The organism is Caulobacter sp. GW821-FHT05F04, from assembly GCF_059419665.1.
Genome location: NZ_JBWKSF010000003.1, coordinates 494,908 through 515,353, shown reverse-complemented (window position 1 = coordinate 515,353; position 20,446 = coordinate 494,908). Strand labels below are relative to the sequence as shown.

Here is a 20,446-nt window from a genome sequence, read left to right as displayed (position 1 = left end):
CTCAAGGGGCCGGCGAAAGCCGGCCCCTTGCCTCTTCCTAGTGACCGACGCCGCAGGCCTTGAGCTTGCGGGCATAGGTCGGATCGGCCAGCAGGGCCGTCGCGGCTTCGACGGGACGATTGGAGACGATCATCCGCGGGCCGGCCTTGGCCAGGGCCTGGAAGGTCCCAGCGTCTGCGGGCGTACGATAGACGGCGTCCGGCGTCTCGGGGCCGCCGTAGGTTCCCGACATCACCGTCACGCCCATCGCCTCCAGCTCGGGAATAAAGGCCGCGTCCACCTTGTCGGGACGCACCATGGCCACGAGGTGGTCGTTGACCAGACCGGCCGCCTTGGCCTTGGCCAGCATGTCGCGATCGAACACCGGCAGGGCGATGACGGCGTCGGGACGGCGCTGGCGCTGCCCCAGGGCCTGGGCGACCGTGTAGGCCAGGAAGAACACCCGGTCGCCGGCCTTGGCCTTGTCGACCTCGGCCATCAGCAGATCGGGGTCGGTCTGCGGCTTCACGTCCAGCAACACCAGCGCCTTGCCGTCGGCCCATCCCAGGATTTCCGATAGCAGCTGCGGGGCGTAGCCGGTCGGATAGGCCGTGGTGTCGCGGACCTTAAGCTTGGAGATCTCGGCCCAGGTCTGGTCGCGGATCCTGCCCTTGCCGGTGGTGTTGCGATCCAGGACGTCATCGTGGTTCTGGAACAGCACGCCGTCCGAGGTCTGCTGAACGTCGGTCTCGATGAAGGCCGGGACCAGGGAGGTCGTGCGCTGCATCGTGGCGACGACATTCTCGGGGAACTCCGGCAAGGGGCCGCCGCGGTGGGCGCCGACCAGCGCCACCTTCTGCTCGCGCAGGCAGGCCAGCAGTTGCGGCAGGCGGCCCTTGGCGGCGGTGAGCATGTCGGCGGAGGTCGGACCGGCGGCGGCGGACGCCGACGAGGCGGCCAGCAGGGCGGCGCTGGCCAGCAGCGCCCGAAGCAGGATCTTGGTCATCTTGAGCTCTCTTTGGAGGGCGCACGGGCCTGACGACCCGCGCGGAGGAAGGCGGGCGGCGTCAGAACTTGAAGTTGACGCCCAGGAAGTAGCGGCGGCCCAGCATGTCGTAGAGGGCGGTGTCGGTGGCGCTCTCGCCGGTCCAGGCCGGGGGCTGGCGGTCGGCCAGATTGAGCGCCCCGGCCCGTAGCTCGACGGTGGAGCTGACCTGGTAGCGTCCCGTCAGGTCGAAATAGTCCATCGCCTTGACGCCCCGCGCGGTGGCGGTGGCCGAGCCGACATTGGCGGCGTTGCCCATGGCCTCGACCCAGCGCCAGCGCAGGCTCAGGTCGATGGGCCCCACATGGTAGCCCAGGCTGGTGATGGCCTTCCACTTGGGGTGCGAGATGGCGTCGGCGCTGATCTGGGCGTTGCCGATCGTGCCGGCGTAGTTGACGTAGGCCGCGCCGGCCAGGGTCTGGATCTCGTACTTGTTCATACGGGAGATCAGCACATTGAGGCTGACCGAACCTGCCCGCTCGGAAGCGCCGAACGCCGCCAGATCCGCGCCCCAGTCGACCTGCAAGTCGACGCCCGAGGTCCGGTAGCCGGCCAGGTTGAGCAGCGGCGTGGTGATGCTGGAGAAGCCGCCCGAAGAGCCGCGATGGATCAGCTTGCAGTAGTAGTTGGCCGGATCATAGGTCGGGTTGGCGTTGCCCTGACCGTTGAAGCAGCGTTGGGCGATCACATCGCCGGTGATCAGGCCGATCGCGTCGGTCAGCTTGATGTCGTAATAGTCGACCGAGGCCGAAAGCCTGCGCAGCAAAGGTTGCTGGAAGGTCGAGCGCCAGACCAGCCCCGCCGTATAGGTGTCGGAAGACTCTTCCTTCAGGTCGGGATTGCCCGCGACGTCCGACTGCACCGAGGTGCCGGCGAACTTGTGGGCGTCGATGACGCTGAGCGGAATGCCGTTGGCGATGCACAGGGCGCGCACCTGGACGGCGTTGGGGCCGGTGCGATAGGCGCTGGCGATGTCGCAGGGATCGCCCAGGCCGGCGGAAATCCGCCCGACGGTGGTCGCGCTCTGCTCGGAGGGGCGGAACAGCTCGCCCACCGAAGGCGCGCGGATGGCGTGCTGATAGCCGCCGCGCAGGCTGACCGCGTCGTTGATCTCCCAGGCGCCGCTGGCCTTGTAGGTATGAACGCCGCCGACCGTGTCGTAGTCGGCGTAGCGATAGGCCAGATCCAGGTCGAGCTTGCGGATGAAGGGCAGGTCCTTCAGCAGCGGGACCGCCAGTTCGAGGAAGGCCTCCTTCGAATTGGTCTCCCCTTCCGTCGATCTGCTCAGACCCGTGGTCAGGACCGTACCGGTGAGGCGCGCGGCGTCCGGCGAATAGGCGTAGCTGTTCTTGCGATAGCTGAGCCCTGCGGCGAACCGCAGGTCGCCGGCCGGCAGGGCCAGCACCCGGCCCTGGACGTTGGCCTCGGCGTTGGTCTGCCGCAGCGTCGTGGTCTCGTGCATCTCGCGCAGGAGATAGGTCAGGCACGATTTCGAGGGCGCGGTCAGGGCCAGGGGGTCCAGGCCGCCCTCGCAAAGGCTCTTGCCGCCATCGACCGCGTTGACCAGCGACAAGAACGAAGCCCGGTCGATATAGCCGCCCAACAAGGCGTTCTGCTCGGTGCGGCCATAGGAGGCGAACACGTCCCAGGTCCCATCGATCGCGTCGAACCGGCCCTTCAGGCCGCCCAGGGCCTGCCCGACATTATAGGTCTGCTGGGCGATGTCGGGGGAGTAGCGGCCGGTGTTGAAATAGAACAACAGCGGCGCGGTCGGGTTGGGCCGCGAGGCGGCGATCGCCTTGAGGTCGGCGGGCAGGAAGGGGTTGGTGACCGGCAGATAGACGTCGCGGGTGATCGCCTGGTTGCGGCCGTAACCGCTCTGGTTGGAGACATAGTGGGCGTAGTTGAACTGGCCGTAGGCCTCGACGGCGTCGCTGAGCTGGTAATTGACCTGGCCAAACAGGGTCTGGCGCTTGAGCGGCTGCTGCAGGGGCGCGGCCTCGCCCAGCGGCACGGCGACCTGGCCGTTGCTGGTGATGGTGTAAGGGCCGTCGGCGGGGAAACGGTAGTTGAGGATCGGCGAGGAGATCGTGAACAGCGTGCCGTCGAGGTTCTGGCTGTAGGTGGCGTTGCGCGGCACGTTGGTCGTCACGCCATATTTGGCGAAGACGCCGTTGATCGCCGCCTGGGTCGGCAGGTTGGCCGCGTCGGCGTAGATCAGGCCGCTGGGCAGCACCGAGGTGATGCCGCCGTCCTTGAAGAAGGCGCGGGAATTTCGGTTGACCCGCTGGCGATCCATGTAGGACGCCGACAGCATCGCGTGACCCTTGTCGTCGGCGAAGGCGCCGCCGACCGTGGCGCTCAGATCGGCCGTCTCGCCATCGCCGCGCTCGGTCTGGCCGTATTGGGCGTCGATCTCCAGGCCCTCGAAATTGTGCTTGAGCTTGAAGTTGACGACGCCGGCGATCGCGTCGGAGCCGTAGATCGCCGAGGCGCCGCCGGTGATCACCTCGACCGAGTCGATCAGGCTGGGCGCCAGGGTGTTGAGGTCGATGGCGCCCAGCGGGTCGGACGGCTGCAGCCGACGGCCGTCCAGCAGCACCAGGGTGCGGGCCGTGCCCAGGCCGCGAAGGTTGGCGTTGGCGCGCCCGCCGCCGGCTTGGCTGGCCGAGGTCGAGCCGGAAGTAGCGGCGAACTGCGGCAGCTGGTTGAGGGTGTTCTCGATCGAGGTCGGCCCCTGGGCCTGGAGAACGGCCTTGCCGACCGTGACGATGGGGCTCTGGGCGGTGTAGTCCTGGCGCGCGATGCGCGAGCCGGTGACCACGATCTCTTCAACCGAGACGGCGGCCTCGGTCGCCGGCGGCGGCGGCGCAGCCTGGGCGCTGGCGACTCCGGCGTGAGCCAGACTCAAGGCGAGCGTCGACGCGGCGCCAAAGAGCGCGAAAATTCTAGATTGCATAGGAACTTGGATCCCCTTGAACGGTGACCCCCGCTCTGTCGCGGAGGGCGTCTAAGGGGTTAGGACGCGGCCCCTCTCGCGATCCTCACCACTTTTTTCGGACGTCGCCCGGAAAGAAAAACTGTCGCAAATCCGTGGGAAGAAGACGCGCGCCCGGTCGCGGACCGTTCCTTCGTCCCGCCCAGCGACGCATGTTCGGGAAGCTTCTCGTGACCTTGAAGGACGACGCCCATCGGGCCGACGCGCGCCCTCGCCTGCCGCCGCCCGAGCAGATCAGCCACGCCTATCGCCGGCCGCTGATGACCTATTTTCTGCGCCACACCGGCGACCACGCCGAGGCCGAGGACCTGACCCAGGAAGCGCTCCTGCGCGCCTTGCGGGCGGGCGACGGCGAGGCGATCGAGACCCCCGACGGCTTTGTCTTCACCATCGCCTCCAACCTGCTGCGTGACCGCGCGAGAAAGCGCATCACCCGACAGGCCGACCGCCATGTCAGCCTCTATCCGCCGGGCGACGGCGAGACCGCCGCCGAGCCCCTGCAACTCGCCGCTGAGGATTTGCCGGCCGACCGCGTCCTGATGGGTAAGGAGAAACTTCGAAGGACCCTCGACGCCCTGGCCGAACTGCCCGACCGCACGCGGGAGATCTTCATCCTGTTCCGGGTCGAGCGCCTTCGCCAAACCGAAATCGCCGCCCGTCTGGGCATTTCGGTCAGCGCCGTGGAAAAACATGTTGTTCGGGCCGTGGCCCATCTGGCACGGCGGTTCAGGTAGACTTTGACACATTCCCCCGCTCCAACTCCACCGTTCGAAGACGTTCACGAGGCGGCCGCCGCCTGGTGGATGCGCCAAGTCTCCGACGATTGGACCGACGCCGACGAAGCCGGGTTGCAGGCCTGGCTGGCCGCGGACGCGCGCCATGCGGGCGCCTACGACCAAGTGCTCGAGGCGATGTCCGCGTTCGATGATCAGGACGACGCCGCGGAGCTCCAGGCCTTGCGCCCGCAGCTCCAAGACAGCGCGGCCCCGCCTGGCGGCGCGCGACGGTCGCCCCCTCGCCCTTCGCGGCGCGCCTGGATGATCGGCGCGGGCGCCCTGGCCGCCGGCCTCGTGGGCTTTGCGGTGCTGAGCCGCCCCTCACCCGCGCGGATCTACACCGCGCCCGCGGGCGCCCCGGCCGAGTTCACCCTGGCCGATGGCTCGCGGCTGTCGATCGAGGGGGGCGGCGCGGTCGCGGTGCGGCTTGGCCGTCACGCCAGGGACCTCGAACTGACCCGCGGCCAGGCCCGCTTCGAGGTCGCGCACGACCAGGCGCGGCCCTTCTCGGTCACCGTCGGCGACCAGGTCGTGGTGGCCACCGGGACGATGTTCAACATCGATCGGCTGAGCGAGCGCTCCGTCGTCAGCCTGTTGGAGGGACGGGTCATCATCCATCCGGTCCGGGGCGAGGGCCCGACCCTGGCTCTGACGCCGGGAGAGCAAGCCGTGCTGCGCCCCGGAAGCCCGCCCCTGCGCCAGACGGCCGATGTGCGTTCGGCCGCGGCCTGGAGGAACGGACGATTGATCTTCGATGATACGCCGCTCGCCGAGGCCGTCGAACGGGTCAATCGTTATGGCGCCAATCTTCGTGTGGGCGACGAAGCCCTGGCCCGCCTACGGGTGACCGGGGTGTTCAAGGCCGGCGACAACGCCGCCTTCGTCGAGGCGATCACCGCCTATCTCCCCATCGCGGCGCGACGCGGCGCCGACGGGCGCACCGCGCTGGTTCAACGCCCCGCCGGGGGTTAACTGTCGCCGCGAGGAGCGCTTGGCGCATGAGGTTCTTGCGCGTCACGGCCCACGGGATCTGCGCGACGGCGCTCCTGGCGGCGGCGCCGAGCCTGGCCAGCGCCGCCGAACCGCGCCGCGCGTTCGATCTGGAGGCCGCGCCGCTGGGCAAGGCGCTGTTGGCGTTCAACCTGGCGACCGGCGCCCAGGTCATCGTCTCGCGCGACCTGCTGGTCGGCCGCGTCTCGCGCCCGGTGCGCGGTCAGTACACCGCCACCCAGGCTCTGGCCCGCATGCTGACCGGATCGGGCCTGCATGCGGAGCGCACCGGGCGCGGCGTCCTGATGATCCTGCCCGACCGGCCGCCGCCGGCCCCAAGGCCCAGGCCCAGCGCGCCCGAAGCCGTCGCCATCGCCGAGATGGAGGGCGTGACGGTCACCGCGCCCCGCATCCTGCCGCCCGTCGCCCTGACCACGCTGAGCGGCGCGCGCCTGGAGCAATTGGGCGTGGTTGGCATGGATCAGGTCGGGCGGCTGACGCCGGGCCTCAATGTCGTCAACCTCTCCCCGGCCGCGGCGGCCTTCTCGATGCGTGGCGTCACCCAGGCCTCGGGGGACGCCAGCCGCGAGCCGAGAATGGCGGTGCTGCAGGACGGCATGCCGGCGTCCAAGGAGCGCGGCGCCTATTTCGAGCTCTTCGATCTTGACCGCATCGACATCGCCAAGGGCCCTCAGCCCACGCTCTACGGCCGCGGGGCGATGGCGGGGGCGCTCGACGTCATCCAGCACAAGGCCGATCCGCGCGCCAAGGCCTGGAGCCTTCATGGCGAGGTCGGCGACCATGGTCAGGGCCTGCTGGACGCCATGATCAACCAACCGATCGGCCCGGACCTGGCGGTGCGTGTCGCCGCTCGCTGGCGGGGACGAGACGGCCTGACGCCCAACCTTGCCGGTGGCGACCGCCTGGATTCGGTCGCCACCGACGCCACCCGCGTCTCACTGGCCTGGCGTCCCGGGGATGGCGAACGGCTTGACCTGATCGTCAACTACCAGCGAGACCGTCCCACCGGCCGGCCGCTCAAATCCTTCACCTTCGCGCCCACCGACCCGGTCACGGGCGCGGCTCTGGGCGATCTTGACCGCCACACCCCGCCCGCCTTGAGCGCCGTCGACGAGAACGGCCGGCCCGCGGCGCTCGGCTTGGACCGCACGCTGGGCTCGGTCGCGGTCCTGGCCGCGCGGCGGCTGAGCCCGGGTCTGAACCTGAGCGCGTCCCTGGGCTATCGCCGCTTCTACGCCGACGAGCGTCAGGACGGCGATGGCCTGTCCCTGCCGGTGATCAGCGTCTTCGAGCAGACCAGGGGCGTGCAGTACAACGCCGACCTGCGCCTGGCCTATGACGCCGGCGAGCGTTGGCGGGGTTTCGCGGGCGTCAGCCTGTTCCACGAAAGCGGCACCCAGCGGGCCTATTTCACGATCGACGAACGCCTGTTGTTGGCGCGCATGGTCGGCGGCCTGAACACACCCGTCCCCCAAGGCCTCGATACGCTGACCCAGCCGGACTTCGTCGCCGCGCAGTTGCGCCAACTGGCCTCGCGGCGCGGCTTCGACCTGCCGGGCGATCTGGCCCTGGGCGCGGCCGGCAACCTCAAGCCGGCCTATGTCGAGCGCAACCAGAACTTCGCGCGGACCACCGCCGTCGATCTCTTCGGCGACCTCACCTTCTCGCCAAGCCCGACCTTGGCGCTTTCGGCCGGCCTGCGCTACAGCCACGACGCCAAGGCCAGCGCCGTCGCCACCGCCCTGCCCGCCGGCCCGTCGGTGCTGGCCGGAGCCGTCCAGGCCTTTGGCCTGCCCTTGGCGCAGAGGGCCGCCCTGCTCGCCGCGCTCGGCGCGCCAGGCGCGGGCGCCAGCGCCGAGACTCCCCGCGCCTGGCCCAACTACGCCTTGGTGTTCCAACCGACGTCTGGAAATGGAGACAAGGTGTCGAACACGCTGTCCGACGAGGGTTGGAGCGGGCGACTGGTGGCGCGCTATACCCCATCGCCGTGGTTCAGCGCCTATGGCTCCTACGCGCGGGGGCGACGGCCCAGCGTCCTGGTGGCCGGACCGCCTCTGGCGGCCGAGGGCCCGGCGCGGTTCGGAATCGTGCCCGCCGAGACGATCGACTCCCTGGAGATCGGAACCCGCGGCGTCGGTTTCGACCAACGCGTGGATCTGAACCTTGCCGCTTACGCCTATCGCTATGTCAACTTCCAGACCACCAAGCTTGTCGACGGTCAATTGCAGACACTGAACGCCGGTCGAGCCGACGCGACCGGCTTGGAAGCCGAGGCGCGGTTTGAGCTGTCGCGCTCGGTCCGGCTGTTCGCGACCTACGGCTACAACCATTCAAGGCTGCGCAGCGGCGCCTTCGCGGGCAATCAATTTCGCCTTGCCCCCGATCACAAGGTCTCGCTCAACCTGGAACTGACATACGCCACGCCCAACGGCGCGGTCACGGTCCTGCCGACCTGGAGCTGGCAATCGAAAGTCTTCTTCTCCGACGACAACGATCGCCCCGAACTCTCTCGCGGACTATTGCGCGATCTCGTGCAGGATGAGGTGCAAGGCGCCTACGACTTGCTGGATCTGCGGGTGAACTACCAGCCACGCGCCGCCAACTGGAGCGCGGGCGTCTTTGTCACCAATCTCCTGGATCGGCGCTATCTTCAGGAGGCCGGCTTCATCGGCGAAAGCTTCGGATTCACGGCGTCGGCGCGAGGGACGTCGCGTCTCTGGGGGCTATCTCTGCGGATCGTTGGAGGAGCGAGGCAAGACCTGGCGAGATAGGTATCTCCCGTCGCGGCCCGGATATCGAACTCCCCGCTGCTCTCGTCCGCACCACCGCCCGCCTCCAAAGACGCCTGTCGATCTTGGCGTTGGCGAGGCGACGTCGCAGGCGTGCGGGTCCGCCAGACTCAAGGCTCCAAGCCGATAGCCGCCGCGTCGGGACGCCGCGTGTCGACGCCGCCGTGGAGCAAGCCCTCCTCGATGAGGATCGACTGGGCGCTGCCCATGGTCAGCCCTTCAGTGACGCGATGACCCCGCGCCGCGAGCAGACGAGCGATGTCTCGCGGAAATCCCGGTTCGAGCTCCAAGGCGCCCCTATCGTCCTGAAACAGCCTGGGTCGCTCGGTCGCCTCGCCGATATTCAGGCCGTGGTCGATCACGTTGACCAGGACCTGGGCGACGGTGGGCATGATGCGCGTCCCGCCCGGACTCCCCGACAGGATCCAGGGTTTGTCGTCCTTGAAGGCGATGACCGGACTGATGGTGGAGATCACGCGCTTGCCCGGCGCGGGAGCGTTCGCGGGTTCGGCCGCGGCCTGGGCCGCGTCCCAGGAGAAATTGGCGACGGCGTCATTGAGGAAAAAGCCCGTGCCCGGCGCCATCACGTGCGCGCCAAAATCCGAACCGAGCGTGAAGGTGTTGCTGACCGCGTTTCCGTAGCGGTCGACAACTGAAAAGTGCGTGGTGTCCCGACTGGCGAACCCGACCGGGTCACCCGGCGTGAGGCTGACGGCGGGCAGGCTCGCTTCCATCCTGATCGCGGCGGCCCGATCCTTGGCGTAGGCCTTGGACAGCAGTCCCTTGCTGGGCACGACATAGTCGGGATAGCCGCCCATGTAGCGGCGGCGATCCGCGAACATCAGCTTGCTGGATTCGGCCAGGACATGGAGACTGTCCGAGGAGTTCTGCCCCAGGTCCCTCATGGGGAAGGTCTCGATCAGATTGAGCAGCTCGCCAAGCAGCACGCCCGCCGCCGGTGGCGGCATCAGGGCGATCTTCACCCCGCGATAGGTGGTCCAGAGCGGCTCTTGCGCCTTGATCCTGTAGTCGGCCAGATCCTGAGCGGTGAGGATCCCGCCATTGGCGGTCGAGGCCGCCACGATGCGCTTGCCGATCTCGCCGCGATAGAGCGCGTCCGCGCCGTGGTCACGCAACTGCTCGAGCGACCAGGCCAGGTCCTTCTGCACCAGGCGCTCGCCACGTTGATAGGGTCGTCCCCGATGGTAGACCGTGCGCGCGGCGACCGGGTCGCGAACCAGTTCCGGAGCCTTGATCCGGAAGGCGTAGGCCATGTCGTCGGAAACGAACACGCCGCTTCGGGCCAGATCGATGGCCGGCTGAACGACCGAGCGCCAGGACAACTTGCCGTACTTGCGCTGGGCGAAATAGAAGCCCGCCGGCGTACCGGGAACCGCGACCCCGCGATAGGAGTAGCGCTTGTCCGGATCGAGCTTGCCATCCGGCCCCGTCAACAAGGTCGGGGTGATCCCCCGGGGCGCGGCGCCATAGTACTCGATCGCGAGCGTCTGACGGGTTTCGGCCAGATAGACGAGCATGAACCCGCCGCCCCCCAGATTACCCGCGCGCGGCAGGGTGACGGCCAGCGCCAGACCCGTGGCGACCGCCGCGTCAACGGCGTTGCCCCCCTTGGCCAGGACGGCGCGACCGACTTCGGACGCGATGGCGTTCTGACTGACCACCATTCCCCGGGCGGCGATCGTCGGGTGATGGATCGCGTCGTACTCGATGATGTAGCTGGCCGCCCCGGGCGCGACCGCGGCGGCCGAACCCTGCGCCTGGGCCGTGCCCGCCCCGATCGCGACCAAGCCCAGAAAGGCCAGCTTGGCCGCCAGCATCAGACGTTTGAACACAAGTGCCTCATGATCGAGTGGAAGGACGCGGGACCGGCCTGACAGGCGCGGGCAAGGTCAGAAGGACTTGGTCATTTCCAGGTACCAGAACCGCCCCCGGGCGCTGTAGAGGCTGGTGAAATAACCGAACAGCTGGTTGGCCAGCGGCGGGTCCTTGTCGGCGATATTGTTGACGCCGACCCGGATCGAACCGCCCGAAAGCGGGCCCTTGTCGAAGCTCTTGCGCACGGCGGTGTTGAACGTCGTCCACGACGAGACCGGGAAGTTCAGCGCCGAGGTGTCGTAGATGCCATCGATATAGGTTCCGCTGCCGGTGACCTGCCAGCCGTCCTTGGCCCAGACCAGGCTCGCCGTGGCCCGCGAGCGCGGGTTGCCATTGAGGCCGATCTGCGAGCCGCCCGAGGTCGTCGACAGGCCTGCGGCGAGCAAGGCCGCGGCGCTTTCCGACGGCGATTGGTAGAAGCGCCCGAAGATCGAAACGTCGGCGTTGAGGCGGAAGTCTCCGTAACGATCGGTGGGGATCCGATAGGCAAGACCGATGTCGGTCGCCTCGACCTCGCGCGCGTTGAGGTTCTCGAAGATGGCCCGAACGCCGGTCACCTTGTCCGAGGCGTCACGCGTGACGAGGGGATTGCCCGTCCCGCCCCCGAGCCGGCGGATGGCGTCGAGATAGATCTGGTCTTGCGTCGAGAACACGCCGACCAAGCCCGTCTGCTTGATCCGCCACCAATCGACCGTCAGGGTCAGGTTGCGAACGGGCGTCAGGACCACGCCCGCGCTGGCGGACTTGCTGTCCTCGGCCTTGAGACGGTCATTGCCAGAGCGGGTCTCGCTGACGTCATAGCGGTAGGCCGCGCAATTGCTGCGATTGATGGCGGCCACCGAGGTCGCGCCCTGGGCCAGGCCGCAGGCATAGAGGTCGAGTTGGTTCTGCTGGACGCGGTTGGCCGCCGCGGCGTTGATCTGCTCGAGGTTGGGCGCGCGGAACGCCTCCGAGTAGGACGCGCGGAACTTCAGCCAGTCGGTCACGCCCCAGCTCGCGGCGATCTTGGGCTTCAGCACCTCGTCCTTGGTGTCGGAATAGCGCTCGTAACGGGCGGCAAGCTGCACATCGAAGCTCTGAACCAACGGAACGCCGTCCTCAGGGCGGATAATCGCGCTCTGCAACTCGGCATAGGCCGAATAGACGTTGCGCTTGCCGTGGGTGTCGAGCGTCTGGCTGTTGCCCATGACATCGCTCGTCCTGGCGCCGGTCGACGTCACATAGCTGATCGTGCCGTTGATGCGGGGGTCACGATAGTCGTCGTAGGTCTCGCGGCGCACTTCCACGCCCGAAGCCAGGCCGATGTCCCGACCGGCGATGCTCAGCACCGCCGGGTTGGACAGGCCCGCGCTCCACATCGCCAGCGAAGTGCGGCTGTCGCGCGTGACGTCGATACGCAGGCGGTCAAGCACGGCGGCCGAGTTGAGCGTGGAATCGCCGACGCGCAGATTGGCCGGATCGCCGCCATTGAACGGGTTATAGGCCGTGGCCAGATCGCTGCTGCTCAGCGCCGCCTGCAGGGCGGTGTTGCTGACCCGGTTGTGCTCGGTGTCGACGGTCTTGGCGCGCGAATAGACCGCCGAGGTGTCCCAGCGCCAGTCGCCGATCCGGCCGCGCAGGCCGGCGACGGCGCGGATCTGCGTGTTGTCGACATCGAAGTTGCGCATCCCGACGTCGAGCACATCGTAGCCAACGATGGTCACGTCCTGGGCCGGACCGGTATAGCTGGCCAGCCGCCCCGGGCCGCTGCCGAAGGGGTTGTAGGGATTGTTGCGCGACACGACCAAGGGCGCGTCGGTCAGCGTGGTGGACCCGCCGCGACCGGCCCAGGCGCTGGCCTTGTAGTAGAGCAGATCGCCGAAGGCGGACACGCCGCCGGCGAAGTCATGGTCCACCGTCGCCATCACGCTGCCGCGCGTCGTGCGCGGAACCATGGTGCGCAGCGCGCCCTCGTCGGACCGAAGGCTGGACGGCAGGGTCGAGGACCCGCCATTGACGCAGACGCCCGAGGTGGCGGTCTCCGCGCGCGACCCGGTGAACGAACAGGGCTGCATGAAGAAGGTGGTGAAGTTGGCGCCCAAGCCCGTCACGGGCGTGGTCACCCGCCCCGTCATCCAAGGCGATTGCGAAACCGTGCGATTGAACAGCGAGGCGTAGGTCGACGAGACCCGGCCGCTCAGATCATCGGTCGCGGCGTAGTCGCGATCCGAGCCAGGCATGTCGGTGTTGTGATAGACCTCGCCGAACAGCGCCACGTGCGTCGCGCCGCCATTGAAGGCCGCGCCCCACTTCATGTTGATGTCGTTCTCGCGCAGGCTGCCGCGCTCGACGCCGCCCAAGCGCGCGGACACCTCCGCGCCGGTGAAGCGTCGATCGATGACGAAGTTGAGAACGCCCGCTGTCGCATCGGAGCCATAGAGGGCGCTGGCTCCATCGCGCAGAACCTCGACGCGACGAAGCGCTGAGGTGGGAATGGCGTTCAGGTTGACGATCTGGACAGGAACCGTGCCGCCTTCCTGCTGAGAGGTCGGGTGCGGCGTCATCCGGCGGCCGTCGAGCAGCACCAGGGTGTTGCCCGAACCCAAACCGCGCAGGTTGGCCGAGGAGACATCGCCACGGGCGTTGTTTGGCCCCTGGACGCCGCTGTTGAAGGCTTGAGCGCCGCCCTGAGGCAGACTCGCGATCAACTCGCCAGCGCTAACGACGCCCTGCGCGCGCAACTGATCGGCGTCGAGAACCGAGACGGGCAAGTTGCCCGTGACCTTGGCGCCGGCGATGCGGCTGCCGATGACCACGACCTCGTTGACGATCGCCGGCTCCTCGGGCGGGGCCGCCGGCTCGGCGCGGGCAGCGACCGTAGTTTCCTGGACGGCGATCGGCTGGCGAAGCGCCACGGCCGTCGGAGGCGCGCCGGCCTTCCGGACGACGAAGGTCCTGGGACCGGTGCTCTGATAGGAAAGACCCGATCCGGCCAGTAGACGACGAAGCCCGTCGTCCGGCGACAAGGCGCCCTGAACGCCGCTCGTCCGGCGTCCCGTGACGAGGTCTGGGTTGAAAATCACTTCGCGGCCGCTCTGGATCGCGAACTGGCGGAGGGCCGCGTCCAGGCTGGCCGGCGCGATATTGAATTCAAGTCTCGCGGGAGCCTGGGCCACGGCCGGCCCCGCGCAGAGCGCCGCGGCGGCGCACCCAAACATAGCCCAGTTCTTCAGCGTCAAAGCGGTCATCAAAGCCCCCAACGGCCAACAAGAGGGCCCTCTCGCCCCACGCCGTAGACGCCCGTCCGTCCGAACACCTCACCGCGATTGTCACATTTTCTTCGTCGGCGCGCCTTGGCCGGCGACGAGCACCTGATCACCCCGATCTCCCACGCGCACCTCGACCCCGTAGAGCGTGGTCAAGGCCTTGAGAAAGCCGCTGGCGCCATCGGTGAAGAAAACGCCGCTGACCTTCAAGCCGTCCAGGGATGGGTCACCGACACGGATCGGACTGGCGCTGTAGCGGTTCATTTCCGCGACCGCCTCCCGCAGAGGCGCGCCGGCGAACTGCACTCTGCCATACCGCCAGTCGCCCAAGGCCGCGACGTCGAGACGACGCACCTGGACCTCGCCATCGGGCTGGGAGACCAGCAACTGGCCAGCGCCGATTTCCGTCGGCGTCTTCTTGCCGGCGGCGACCGCCACTCGGCCTTCGCTGACGGCGACATGAACGGCGCGATCAACCACCCGAACGTCGAACGAGGTCCCGATGTCGGTGATCGTCCGGCCGCCGGCCTCGACCTTGAACGGCCGCTTGTCGTCGGCGACATCGAACCAGGCTTCGCCCTTCAGAAGCCGGACGGTTCGGCGACGTCCGGTGATCCGCACGTCGATGGCGCTGTCTCCGTTGAGATCGACCCGCGAGCCGTCCGCCAGACGCAGGGTCGAGCGCGCGCCGTGCGCATTCTCATGCCGCTCCATGGCGCCAAAGCCCAAGCTCCAGAATGTCGTGGCCGTCATCAGGCCGAGGAACACCGCGCCGACCACGCCGGCGGCGATGGAATAGCGCGAAAATGAACGCTCCGGCGGCATCGACAGGGCGCGCTCGCGCACGGCCAGCAACCGCGGCTCGGCGGCCAGCAATGCGGCCGCGCCGAAAGCCTGCTGAGCGCGCTCGAACGCCGCAAGGTTGGCCGGGCTCCGCGCCAGCCACGCTTCAAGCGCGACCTGCCGCGCACGGGTCCACCGCGGCGAATGCTTCAGGCTTAGCCACCAGGCCGCCGCTTCGGCGGCATCCTCCGGCGGCGCCCATCGCTTGAACAGGGTCATCAGAACGCCCGCCTGGCCAAGTGCGCGATCGCTTTCATCATGTGCTTTTCGACGGCGCTGACGGAAATGCCCTGCCTGCGGGCGATCTCCGCATAGCTGAGTTCCTCATAGCGTTGCAGCGCGAAAATGGCCTGGGTGCGCAATGGCAATTCCTGGATGGCGACCAACACCCGGCGCAGGTCTTCCCGGGCAAGCGCCACAACCTCTGGCGACAGCGGATCGACCGGGTGGTGTTGGTCCGTCAGGGTGGCGTGCCCGCCTCGATGACGGGAAATGTCCCGCCGACCGGAATCCCGCCAGACATTCGAGGCGATCACGAAGAGATAGTTCTCCTCGGCCCGCACATCCTCGAGGCCGCCACGCGCGACAAGGCGCATGAAGACTTCCTGCACCAGATCCTCGATATCGTCGGGACTCCGCGTACGGCTGCTGAAGAAGCGGGTCAACGGCATGCGGAAACGGCGGTTCAGCGCTTCAATCCGCGCCGAACGGGCCTGGGCGGCAGCCTCTTGCTGATCGGCGCGCTCGTCCTCCACGATCTGTCCCGCCTGCTCCAAACGCTCGACCCCGTTGCCGACGGCCAGCCCACCGGGCCTCGCCGTAGGTCGTAGACGCACGTGAAGCCATCTACCTCACGGGATGAGCAACCATTCTTTCGATCGGATCCGGGCGGCTCGGCGCTATTTCGTCGCCGACCATCCACCCCAGCGTTTTCAGGGATCGGCAGGAAACTCCGCCTCACCGTCGAGCGGTTGGCCGTGTCGCGCCAGAAGCCAACCTTGGATCGCCCCTGAAAGAACCTGGAATGGCCGACGCAAGGCGCCTCTGTCTCTAGGCCACGAGTTCGACGTCCCGGATCAAGGACTGGTGCGCGCCGACGCCGGCCATCACGCCGTCGGCCGAGGCCAGGGTGGCGTTGTGCATAGGCCGAGCCGCGTCTCCGGCCGCGTAGAGACCAGGAATGCTGGTCGCCTTCCAATCGTCTGTGCGGATCATGGGTCCCAACGGACCCTCGTTGAACACGCAGCCCAGTTGCTCCGCCAGGGGACTGGCCATGCGTGTGGATGGGGCGACGAACAGGGCGCTGATGGACACGACGCGACCGTCGGCCAGGCGCACGGCGTCCAGCGCCGGGGCGTCGCCCATAAGCTCGACCACTGGCTGGCGCTCGATCGTCACGCCCCGCGCGCTCAGGTGGGCCAGCTGTTCGGCGTCAGGCTCGAAGCGGCCCTGGGTGAACAGGGTGGCGGGTCCCCAATCGGGAATCATGGCGGCTTGGTGGGCGGCCATCGGATGGTTCGCCAATACGCCCAGTGGACGGTCCCGCACCTCGTAGCCGTGACAATAGGGACAGTGCAAAACTGTGGCGCCCCAGCGCTCCTTCAGGCCGGGCACATCAGGCAGGCTGTCAGCCACGCCGGTGGCCAGCACGAGACGTCGGCCTCGCGCGGTGCGCCCGCCCGACATCTCGATAATGAAATCGCCGCCCACCTCGCGCCGAGCCTTCAGCACTTCGCCACGCACGATTTCCACTGTTGGGTAGGCCGAGACTTGGCAGGCCGCCTCACGCAAGATCTCGAAGGGCGCCTTGCCGTCTTGGCCTAGGAATCCATGCGAAGCCTCGGCGAAACGGTTGCGCGGCAGGCCGCTGTCGACCACCAGCACGCGCCGCCGGGCCCGGGCCAGCTGCATTGCGGCGGAAAGGCCGGCGAAGCTGCCGCCAACGACGATGACGTCATGCAACATGGTCTTGGTTTCCTTGATGGGATTGCCTCATTGGGCCGACGTCGGCGGCTAGGTCCGCCAGCGAGATCGTCGCGAGGCGCCGCATCAACGCCTGGCGCGCTTCGAGCATCGTCTGGTCGAGCAGGCGGTCGACGGCCTGCTCGACCAGACAGCCAGGACTTTCGGGAGTTGGCGGCATGGCCAGGACGGGCTCGTCCAGGGCGTCCTGGATCTGGCCCAGACTGATGTCGGTCAGAGTTCGCCCCAAGCGCCAACCGCCGTGATGGCCCTTGGTCGAGGTGACGATCCCGGCCTTTCGCAAGCCAGCGAAGGTGCGGCGGATGACGACGGGGTTCGTGCCAGCGCACATGGCCATCTCTTCCGATGTCATAGGCTGATCACCACGCTCGGCCATGTGCAGCAGCACATGAAGGGCGACAGAAAGGCGACTGTCTCTTTTCATGCAACTATATATGTTACATGAAATCCCACAGTGCAAGCGCATGGTTCGGAGCGATATGGCGGTCCGAGCCATAAAGTGCGGCTCCCGCCCCTCTCCTCCACCCTAAAGTCTGGATTGCCCGAATGAACGGACCGCGGGCTTCCGCGTGAAGGCGAACTCGGTTCGGCCAGGTGTCCAGGACCTGGCTGACGCGCGCCGACGCAAGCCTTAGCCGTCCCCGGCGCATCGCTGGCCCTCGCAGCCAGGCTTTCAGGCGAGCGGGGCGCTACTCGACCCAAAGCGTCAATCGGCTACCCCAAGTTCGCGCGCCTTGTGAATCAACTGAACCACGCTGTTCACCTCAAGCTTTCGCATCAGGTTCTCGCGATGCTTGTCCACCGTCTTGACCGCCCAGACCACCGCGGCGGCGCGGCGCCAAGCCACCACGACCGCGCCCCTGCCGCCGGAACCGTGCATACGCGCCGCCGCCGAGCGCGTCGTCACCGAGTCCTGGACACGCCCGAAGGCTTGGAGCTGGCCGAAATGTTCCCGAAGATCGGTCGAAGCCACGTCCGTCGTCAGGTGCTCGATCTTGTTCGCGCCATGGCCGACGAAGAGTTTTGCCGCCGACGTTCTAGATGACGGAGCAAGGGCGGGCGGCCCCCCCGATAGGTCGCCGCCCGAGTTGCTTCACCGGTGGGGTGGTGAAGGGGACTCATACCTAGCCGCTATCGCACCGCAGCAGCAATCCATTTAACCACAGCACGGCATGCCACGCGCTGACTGTCCAAATCGACTCGTGGCCACGAGGACTCGCCCCTGAGTGAAAGCCCGTTTCCCTCCACGTCGCCATAGCGCCAGGGTGCGCCCGGCGTCGTCACCCTTCAGCATGGTCGTCAGGAACGTGAACGCACCATAGAGCGCGGCGCGATCGTCGTCGGTCAGATCGACGAGACCCGCCCTCCGCACAGGCCGCCCAGTTCGATCGGGCGGTGGGGTCGCCCCCGGTGGATTGGAGGCTAGCCGCCGCGGCCCCCGCAACGCTGGCGGGCGATGCGCGCTACACGGGCCGACGATCGCGCCGCGGTGGATTGCCCCCCGCTTGCCGTCTGGCTGTGAGGCGATCACGCTGGACAGATCTGGACAGCCCGCGCCGATTTCGCGCTTTCAAGCCGGCCGGCTTCTACCCCTCGCCCGGCGTCAGCAAGGCGGCAGGCGTCACCTTCAGGGCCAGCGCCAAACGCTCGATATTGTCGAGCGAAAGGTTGCGCTCGGCCCGCTCGATCGCCCCGACATAGGTGCGATGCAACTGCGCCAGGGCCGCCAGATCTTCCTGACTCAAGGCCAAGTCGCGGCGAAGCCGGCGAACATTGTCAGCGACGATTCGGCGGAGGGCGGAGGGCGCAGCTTTCATCTCTCCATGTTGGAAAATGACGACTTTGCGTCGACAGACAATAAGTAGCGATTCCGTCCACCCGCAATGCGGCTGGCGCATAACGCTGCACTACCCACCGTCAGGCTGCGGGTTTCCAGGCCTCTAGCTCATGCGACCACAAACCGATCACATCGCCCTCCCCCGCCAGACTCATGTAGTTGCTAGGACCTGGTGTCTGCATGCGCAGCGCGAGAATGGCCGCGGGCGACGAAATAGGCAGAAAGGCGCGTTTAGGAAGCTGGAAGCGACCGACGGCGTTCTGCAAGAGATCCAAGAGGTCCGCCGCGTCCTTAGCGGAAAATCCGGGCGCGGCCACAGCGCCCGAAGCGACACCGGCGGCATAGTATTGGTCGAAGTAGAAGTACCGCACCTTCAGCTCGCCAGCCTTGGCCGCTTGCGCGCAGATCTCATGCAGCAGGACGCCGCCCGAGGCGCCGTCGTAGTTCCCGATCGGCAGTCCGCGATTAAATGGGGCCAAGTCGCGATCATGCCAACGCGGCTGGATGAGACTTGCATGAATATCCCATCGTCCGACCGTAGTATCGCTGACAGTGGCCTTGTTTTGCAGATGTAGCGGCTCATAGCCGATGACAACTGTGAAATCGTATCCACGATTATCAATTTCCGGCTCTGTCATCTGAACCTGCACACCGTGCCGGGCGCCATGCAACTTCATTTCGTAAGCCGCGCGGGTGTAGAGCAAGCGTTCGCGCGCGACGTGATGCTCGTCGGCCTTGATGAAATCGTAGAGGCTCATCGAACAGTCCATTTCTATAGGGCAGGAAAAGGCGGGATTGAGGTCGCGCAACGCTCGGCGCTGGACGTTCACGGGTGCTTGAACACAATTTGGATCAGCGCAAAGCCCAGCAAGATGAACCCAACGCCCTGCGCCGAACGGGCGCCCAGGCGCGCAAGCCCCTCGAGGCCACGCGCGGCCACCGCCGCGCCATAGGATGCAAACTCCTCGATACCGGCAACGTTACGACGGTAGAATTGGCGACGATCCACCCAAACCTTGAGCGCAACGCCGCCCCCAAAAAGCGCCAAGCCCGTCAACGCCAGAACAATCATGCTCGACTCCAAGTTGCTGACGGCAAGGTTGAGCAAAACTATTTCGGAGCGGTTTAAGGTCAAGCTTAACCTTCAGTTGCCTCGCCGACGCCTCCGCGAGGAGCTCCACCGCATTCTGCCCTCGCCCCACGAGGATACCGAGCTCATGAAGACGATAAGTAGCATTGACATGGATGACTATACGTAGCACCTGAACGGGCGCCGGCGCCGGGCCGGACGATCAGGAGCTGCGAAGATGAATGCGATGTCGCGATCGACAGGCATGCCCAAAGGCGTCGTCATCGGCCCGCCGCGTCGCGGCGGCGCCCTGCCCCAGGCCTATCTGCGCCGCGGCCGCCGTTACATCCCGCTGGGCGCGCCCGACGCCAGGGATTTCGCCACGCGGCTCGACAACGCGTTGCTCGGTCCCGAGCCCGCCCAAGGCAGCCTCAACCATCTGATCTGGCGCTATCAACAGTCGCCCGAGTTCAAGCGACTGTGATCCGCATGAACGACCGCGGCCTGCCGGTGCTCGCCCATCAGCGGCAGGCGTTGGAGCAGGCACGCGAGGCGATGGGGAAGATCGGTCCGCACGCGACCAGGGATCTTGAGCGGGCCTATATGCGCGAACCGGGTCTGGCCGGTGAGGTTGCCTCCGGACGGACGCAACGGGCGATCAGGGTTCTTCAGCTTGAGGCGGAGGTTCGGACCGATCCGCGTCTACGGGCCGACCGCTTCGTCGAGCGCTGGCAGGGTCTGGAGCGTCAGCACTCAGCGCTGCACCGCGCGGGCGACATGACCGGCGCCCGCCAGGTCAAGGATCGCATGGGCGCCATGGCCAAGAGCCTGGAGCGCGACCCGCAGGTGGAGTCGCTGCTGCGCGGGCGTCGGACGGAACTTGGGCTTCCTGTCGAGATGGGGCGCAGCGTGGGCCAGGGCCTTTCTGACTACCTCGGCATCGGTCGTGGCCGAGGACTTGGCTTGTAGGAGGAC

Annotated in this window: 18 protein-coding genes and 1 pseudogene; 6 read left to right on the top strand and 13 right to left on the bottom strand. The window is 67.3% G+C overall.

All coding sequences use genetic code 11. The features are described 5' to 3' along the window. Positions 1-37: 37 nt before the first annotated feature. Complete coding sequence (locus AC07R7_RS11170) at positions 38-985, bottom strand: glycerophosphodiester phosphodiesterase family protein (protein WP_494635176.1); 948 nt, start codon at positions 983-985, stop codon at positions 38-40. 61 nt (positions 986-1,046) lie between these two features. Then, entirely contained in the window at positions 1,047-3,935 is a 2,889-nt protein-coding gene (locus AC07R7_RS11165; protein WP_494635175.1) for a TonB-dependent receptor domain-containing protein, read from the bottom strand. Positions 3,936-4,192: 257 nt separating this feature from the next. Here AC07R7_RS11165 and AC07R7_RS11160 point away from each other — a divergent pair, with 257 nt between their 5' ends. The 3 genes from AC07R7_RS11160 to AC07R7_RS11150 are packed head-to-tail and all read left to right on the top strand — an operon-like array spanning position 4,193 to position 8,580. Continuing rightward, positions 4,193-4,756 (top strand): RNA polymerase sigma factor, encoded by a 564-nt coding sequence (locus AC07R7_RS11160; protein WP_492888599.1) that lies wholly within the window; start codon positions 4,193-4,195, stop codon positions 4,754-4,756. Between the two features lie 3 nt (positions 4,757-4,759). Further along, complete coding sequence (locus AC07R7_RS11155) at positions 4,760-5,770, top strand: FecR family protein (RefSeq protein ID WP_494635174.1); 1,011 nt, start codon at positions 4,760-4,762, stop codon at positions 5,768-5,770. A gap of 26 nt (positions 5,771-5,796) precedes the next feature. Beyond that, a complete protein-coding gene (locus tag AC07R7_RS11150; RefSeq protein ID WP_494635173.1) occupies positions 5,797-8,580 on the top strand; it encodes a TonB-dependent receptor in 2,784 nt (927 codons plus the stop codon). Between the two features lie 128 nt (positions 8,581-8,708). On the opposite strand, the gene ggt is transcribed toward AC07R7_RS11150, so the two are convergent. From ggt to AC07R7_RS11115, 7 genes are all read right to left on the bottom strand, one after another. Then, the gene (ggt, locus tag AC07R7_RS11145) at positions 8,709-10,451 is read right to left on the bottom strand and encodes a gamma-glutamyltransferase (RefSeq protein WP_494635172.1); all 1,743 of its coding nucleotides are present in this window, start codon (positions 10,449-10,451) and stop codon (positions 8,709-8,711) included. Between the two features lie 57 nt (positions 10,452-10,508). Then, positions 10,509-13,721, bottom strand: a complete 3,213-nt coding sequence (locus AC07R7_RS11140; protein ID WP_494635171.1) for a TonB-dependent receptor — start codon at positions 13,719-13,721, stop codon at positions 10,509-10,511. Between the two features lie 81 nt (positions 13,722-13,802). Then, complete coding sequence (locus tag AC07R7_RS11135) at positions 13,803-14,801, bottom strand: FecR family protein (RefSeq protein ID WP_494635170.1); 999 nt, start codon at positions 14,799-14,801, stop codon at positions 13,803-13,805. Then, complete coding sequence (locus tag AC07R7_RS11130; RefSeq protein ID WP_494635169.1) at positions 14,801-15,337, bottom strand: RNA polymerase sigma factor; 537 nt, start codon at positions 15,335-15,337, stop codon at positions 14,801-14,803. The genes AC07R7_RS11135 and AC07R7_RS11130 overlap by 1 nt, the downstream gene beginning before the upstream one ends. A gap of 295 nt (positions 15,338-15,632) precedes the next feature. Next, positions 15,633-16,547: an NAD(P)/FAD-dependent oxidoreductase gene (locus AC07R7_RS11125; protein ID WP_494635168.1), complete on the bottom strand. Its 915-nt coding sequence runs from the start codon at positions 16,545-16,547 to the stop codon at positions 15,633-15,635. Beyond that, positions 16,537-16,989, bottom strand: coding sequence for an RrF2 family transcriptional regulator (locus AC07R7_RS11120; protein ID WP_494635167.1), 453 nt, complete (start codon positions 16,987-16,989; stop codon positions 16,537-16,539). Before AC07R7_RS11120 ends, AC07R7_RS11125 begins: the two co-directional genes overlap by 11 nt. Positions 16,990-17,271: 282 nt before the next feature. Beyond that, the gene (locus AC07R7_RS11115; protein ID WP_494635166.1) at positions 17,272-17,445 is read right to left on the bottom strand and encodes a LuxR C-terminal-related transcriptional regulator; all 174 of its coding nucleotides are present in this window, start codon (positions 17,443-17,445) and stop codon (positions 17,272-17,274) included. Between the two features lie 33 nt (positions 17,446-17,478). Between AC07R7_RS11115 and AC07R7_RS11110 the strand changes: the two are divergent. Then, positions 17,479-17,610, top strand: a pseudogene (locus tag AC07R7_RS11110) (hypothetical protein); the annotation flags it as partial. Positions 17,611-17,721: 111 nt separating this feature from the next. Here the strand turns inward: AC07R7_RS11110 and traD are convergent. The 4 genes from traD to AC07R7_RS11090 all read right to left on the bottom strand — a co-directional run bounded on the left by traD (position 17,722) and on the right by AC07R7_RS11090 (position 19,474). Beyond that, positions 17,722-17,937: a conjugal transfer protein TraD gene (gene traD, locus AC07R7_RS11105; RefSeq protein ID WP_494635165.1), complete on the bottom strand. Its 216-nt coding sequence runs from the start codon at positions 17,935-17,937 to the stop codon at positions 17,722-17,724. A gap of 214 nt (positions 17,938-18,151) precedes the next feature. Beyond that, the gene (locus tag AC07R7_RS11100) at positions 18,152-18,382 is read right to left on the bottom strand and encodes a helix-turn-helix domain-containing protein (protein ID WP_492888588.1); all 231 of its coding nucleotides are present in this window, start codon (positions 18,380-18,382) and stop codon (positions 18,152-18,154) included. Positions 18,383-18,482: 100 nt separating this feature from the next. Continuing rightward, positions 18,483-19,160, bottom strand: coding sequence for a hypothetical protein (locus AC07R7_RS11095; RefSeq protein ID WP_492841359.1), 678 nt, complete (start codon positions 19,158-19,160; stop codon positions 18,483-18,485). A 68-nt stretch (positions 19,161-19,228) separates the two neighbouring features. Next, positions 19,229-19,474, bottom strand: coding sequence for a hypothetical protein (locus AC07R7_RS11090; protein WP_494635164.1), 246 nt, complete (start codon positions 19,472-19,474; stop codon positions 19,229-19,231). Positions 19,475-19,718: 244 nt separating this feature from the next. Between AC07R7_RS11090 and AC07R7_RS11085 the strand changes: the two genes are divergently transcribed. Next, positions 19,719-19,955 (top strand): hypothetical protein, encoded by a 237-nt coding sequence (locus AC07R7_RS11085; protein ID WP_492888586.1) that lies wholly within the window; start codon positions 19,719-19,721, stop codon positions 19,953-19,955. Positions 19,956-19,960: 5 nt separating this feature from the next. Then, complete coding sequence (locus AC07R7_RS11080) at positions 19,961-20,440, top strand: hypothetical protein (RefSeq protein ID WP_494635163.1); 480 nt, start codon at positions 19,961-19,963, stop codon at positions 20,438-20,440. The last annotated feature ends 6 nt before the right edge of the window (positions 20,441-20,446 follow it).

What these genes read in the sequence shown, in the direction of transcription:
- AC07R7_RS11150 (WP_494635173.1), top strand. Translation starts at nt 5,797, where the DNA reads ATGAGGTTCTTGCGCGTCACGGCCCACGGGATCTGCGCGACGGCGCTC.
- AC07R7_RS11135 (WP_494635170.1), bottom strand. Translation starts at nt 14,801, where the DNA reads ATGACCCTGTTCAAGCGATGGGCGCCGCCGGAGGATGCCGCCGAAGCG.
- AC07R7_RS11090 (WP_494635164.1), bottom strand. Translation starts at nt 19,474, where the DNA reads ATGATTGTTCTGGCGTTGACGGGCTTGGCGCTTTTTGGGGGCGGCGTT.
- AC07R7_RS11120 (WP_494635167.1), bottom strand. Translation starts at nt 16,989, where the DNA reads ATGAAAAGAGACAGTCGCCTTTCTGTCGCCCTTCATGTGCTGCTGCAC.
- AC07R7_RS11085 (WP_492888586.1), top strand. Translation starts at nt 19,719, where the DNA reads ATGTCGCGATCGACAGGCATGCCCAAAGGCGTCGTCATCGGCCCGCCG.
- AC07R7_RS11170 (WP_494635176.1), bottom strand. Translation starts at nt 985, where the DNA reads ATGACCAAGATCCTGCTTCGGGCGCTGCTGGCCAGCGCCGCCCTGCTG.
- AC07R7_RS11125 (WP_494635168.1), bottom strand. Translation starts at nt 16,547, where the DNA reads ATGTTGCATGACGTCATCGTCGTTGGCGGCAGCTTCGCCGGCCTTTCC.
- AC07R7_RS11080 (WP_494635163.1), top strand. Translation starts at nt 19,961, where the DNA reads ATGAACGACCGCGGCCTGCCGGTGCTCGCCCATCAGCGGCAGGCGTTG.
- AC07R7_RS11140 (WP_494635171.1), bottom strand. Translation starts at nt 13,721, where the DNA reads ATGACCGCTTTGACGCTGAAGAACTGGGCTATGTTTGGGTGCGCCGCC.
- AC07R7_RS11100 (WP_492888588.1), bottom strand. Translation starts at nt 18,382, where the DNA reads ATGAAAGCTGCGCCCTCCGCCCTCCGCCGAATCGTCGCTGACAATGTT.
- AC07R7_RS11115 (WP_494635166.1), bottom strand. Translation starts at nt 17,445, where the DNA reads ATGCACGGTTCCGGCGGCAGGGGCGCGGTCGTGGTGGCTTGGCGCCGC.
- AC07R7_RS11095 (WP_492841359.1), bottom strand. Translation starts at nt 19,160, where the DNA reads ATGAGCCTCTACGATTTCATCAAGGCCGACGAGCATCACGTCGCGCGC.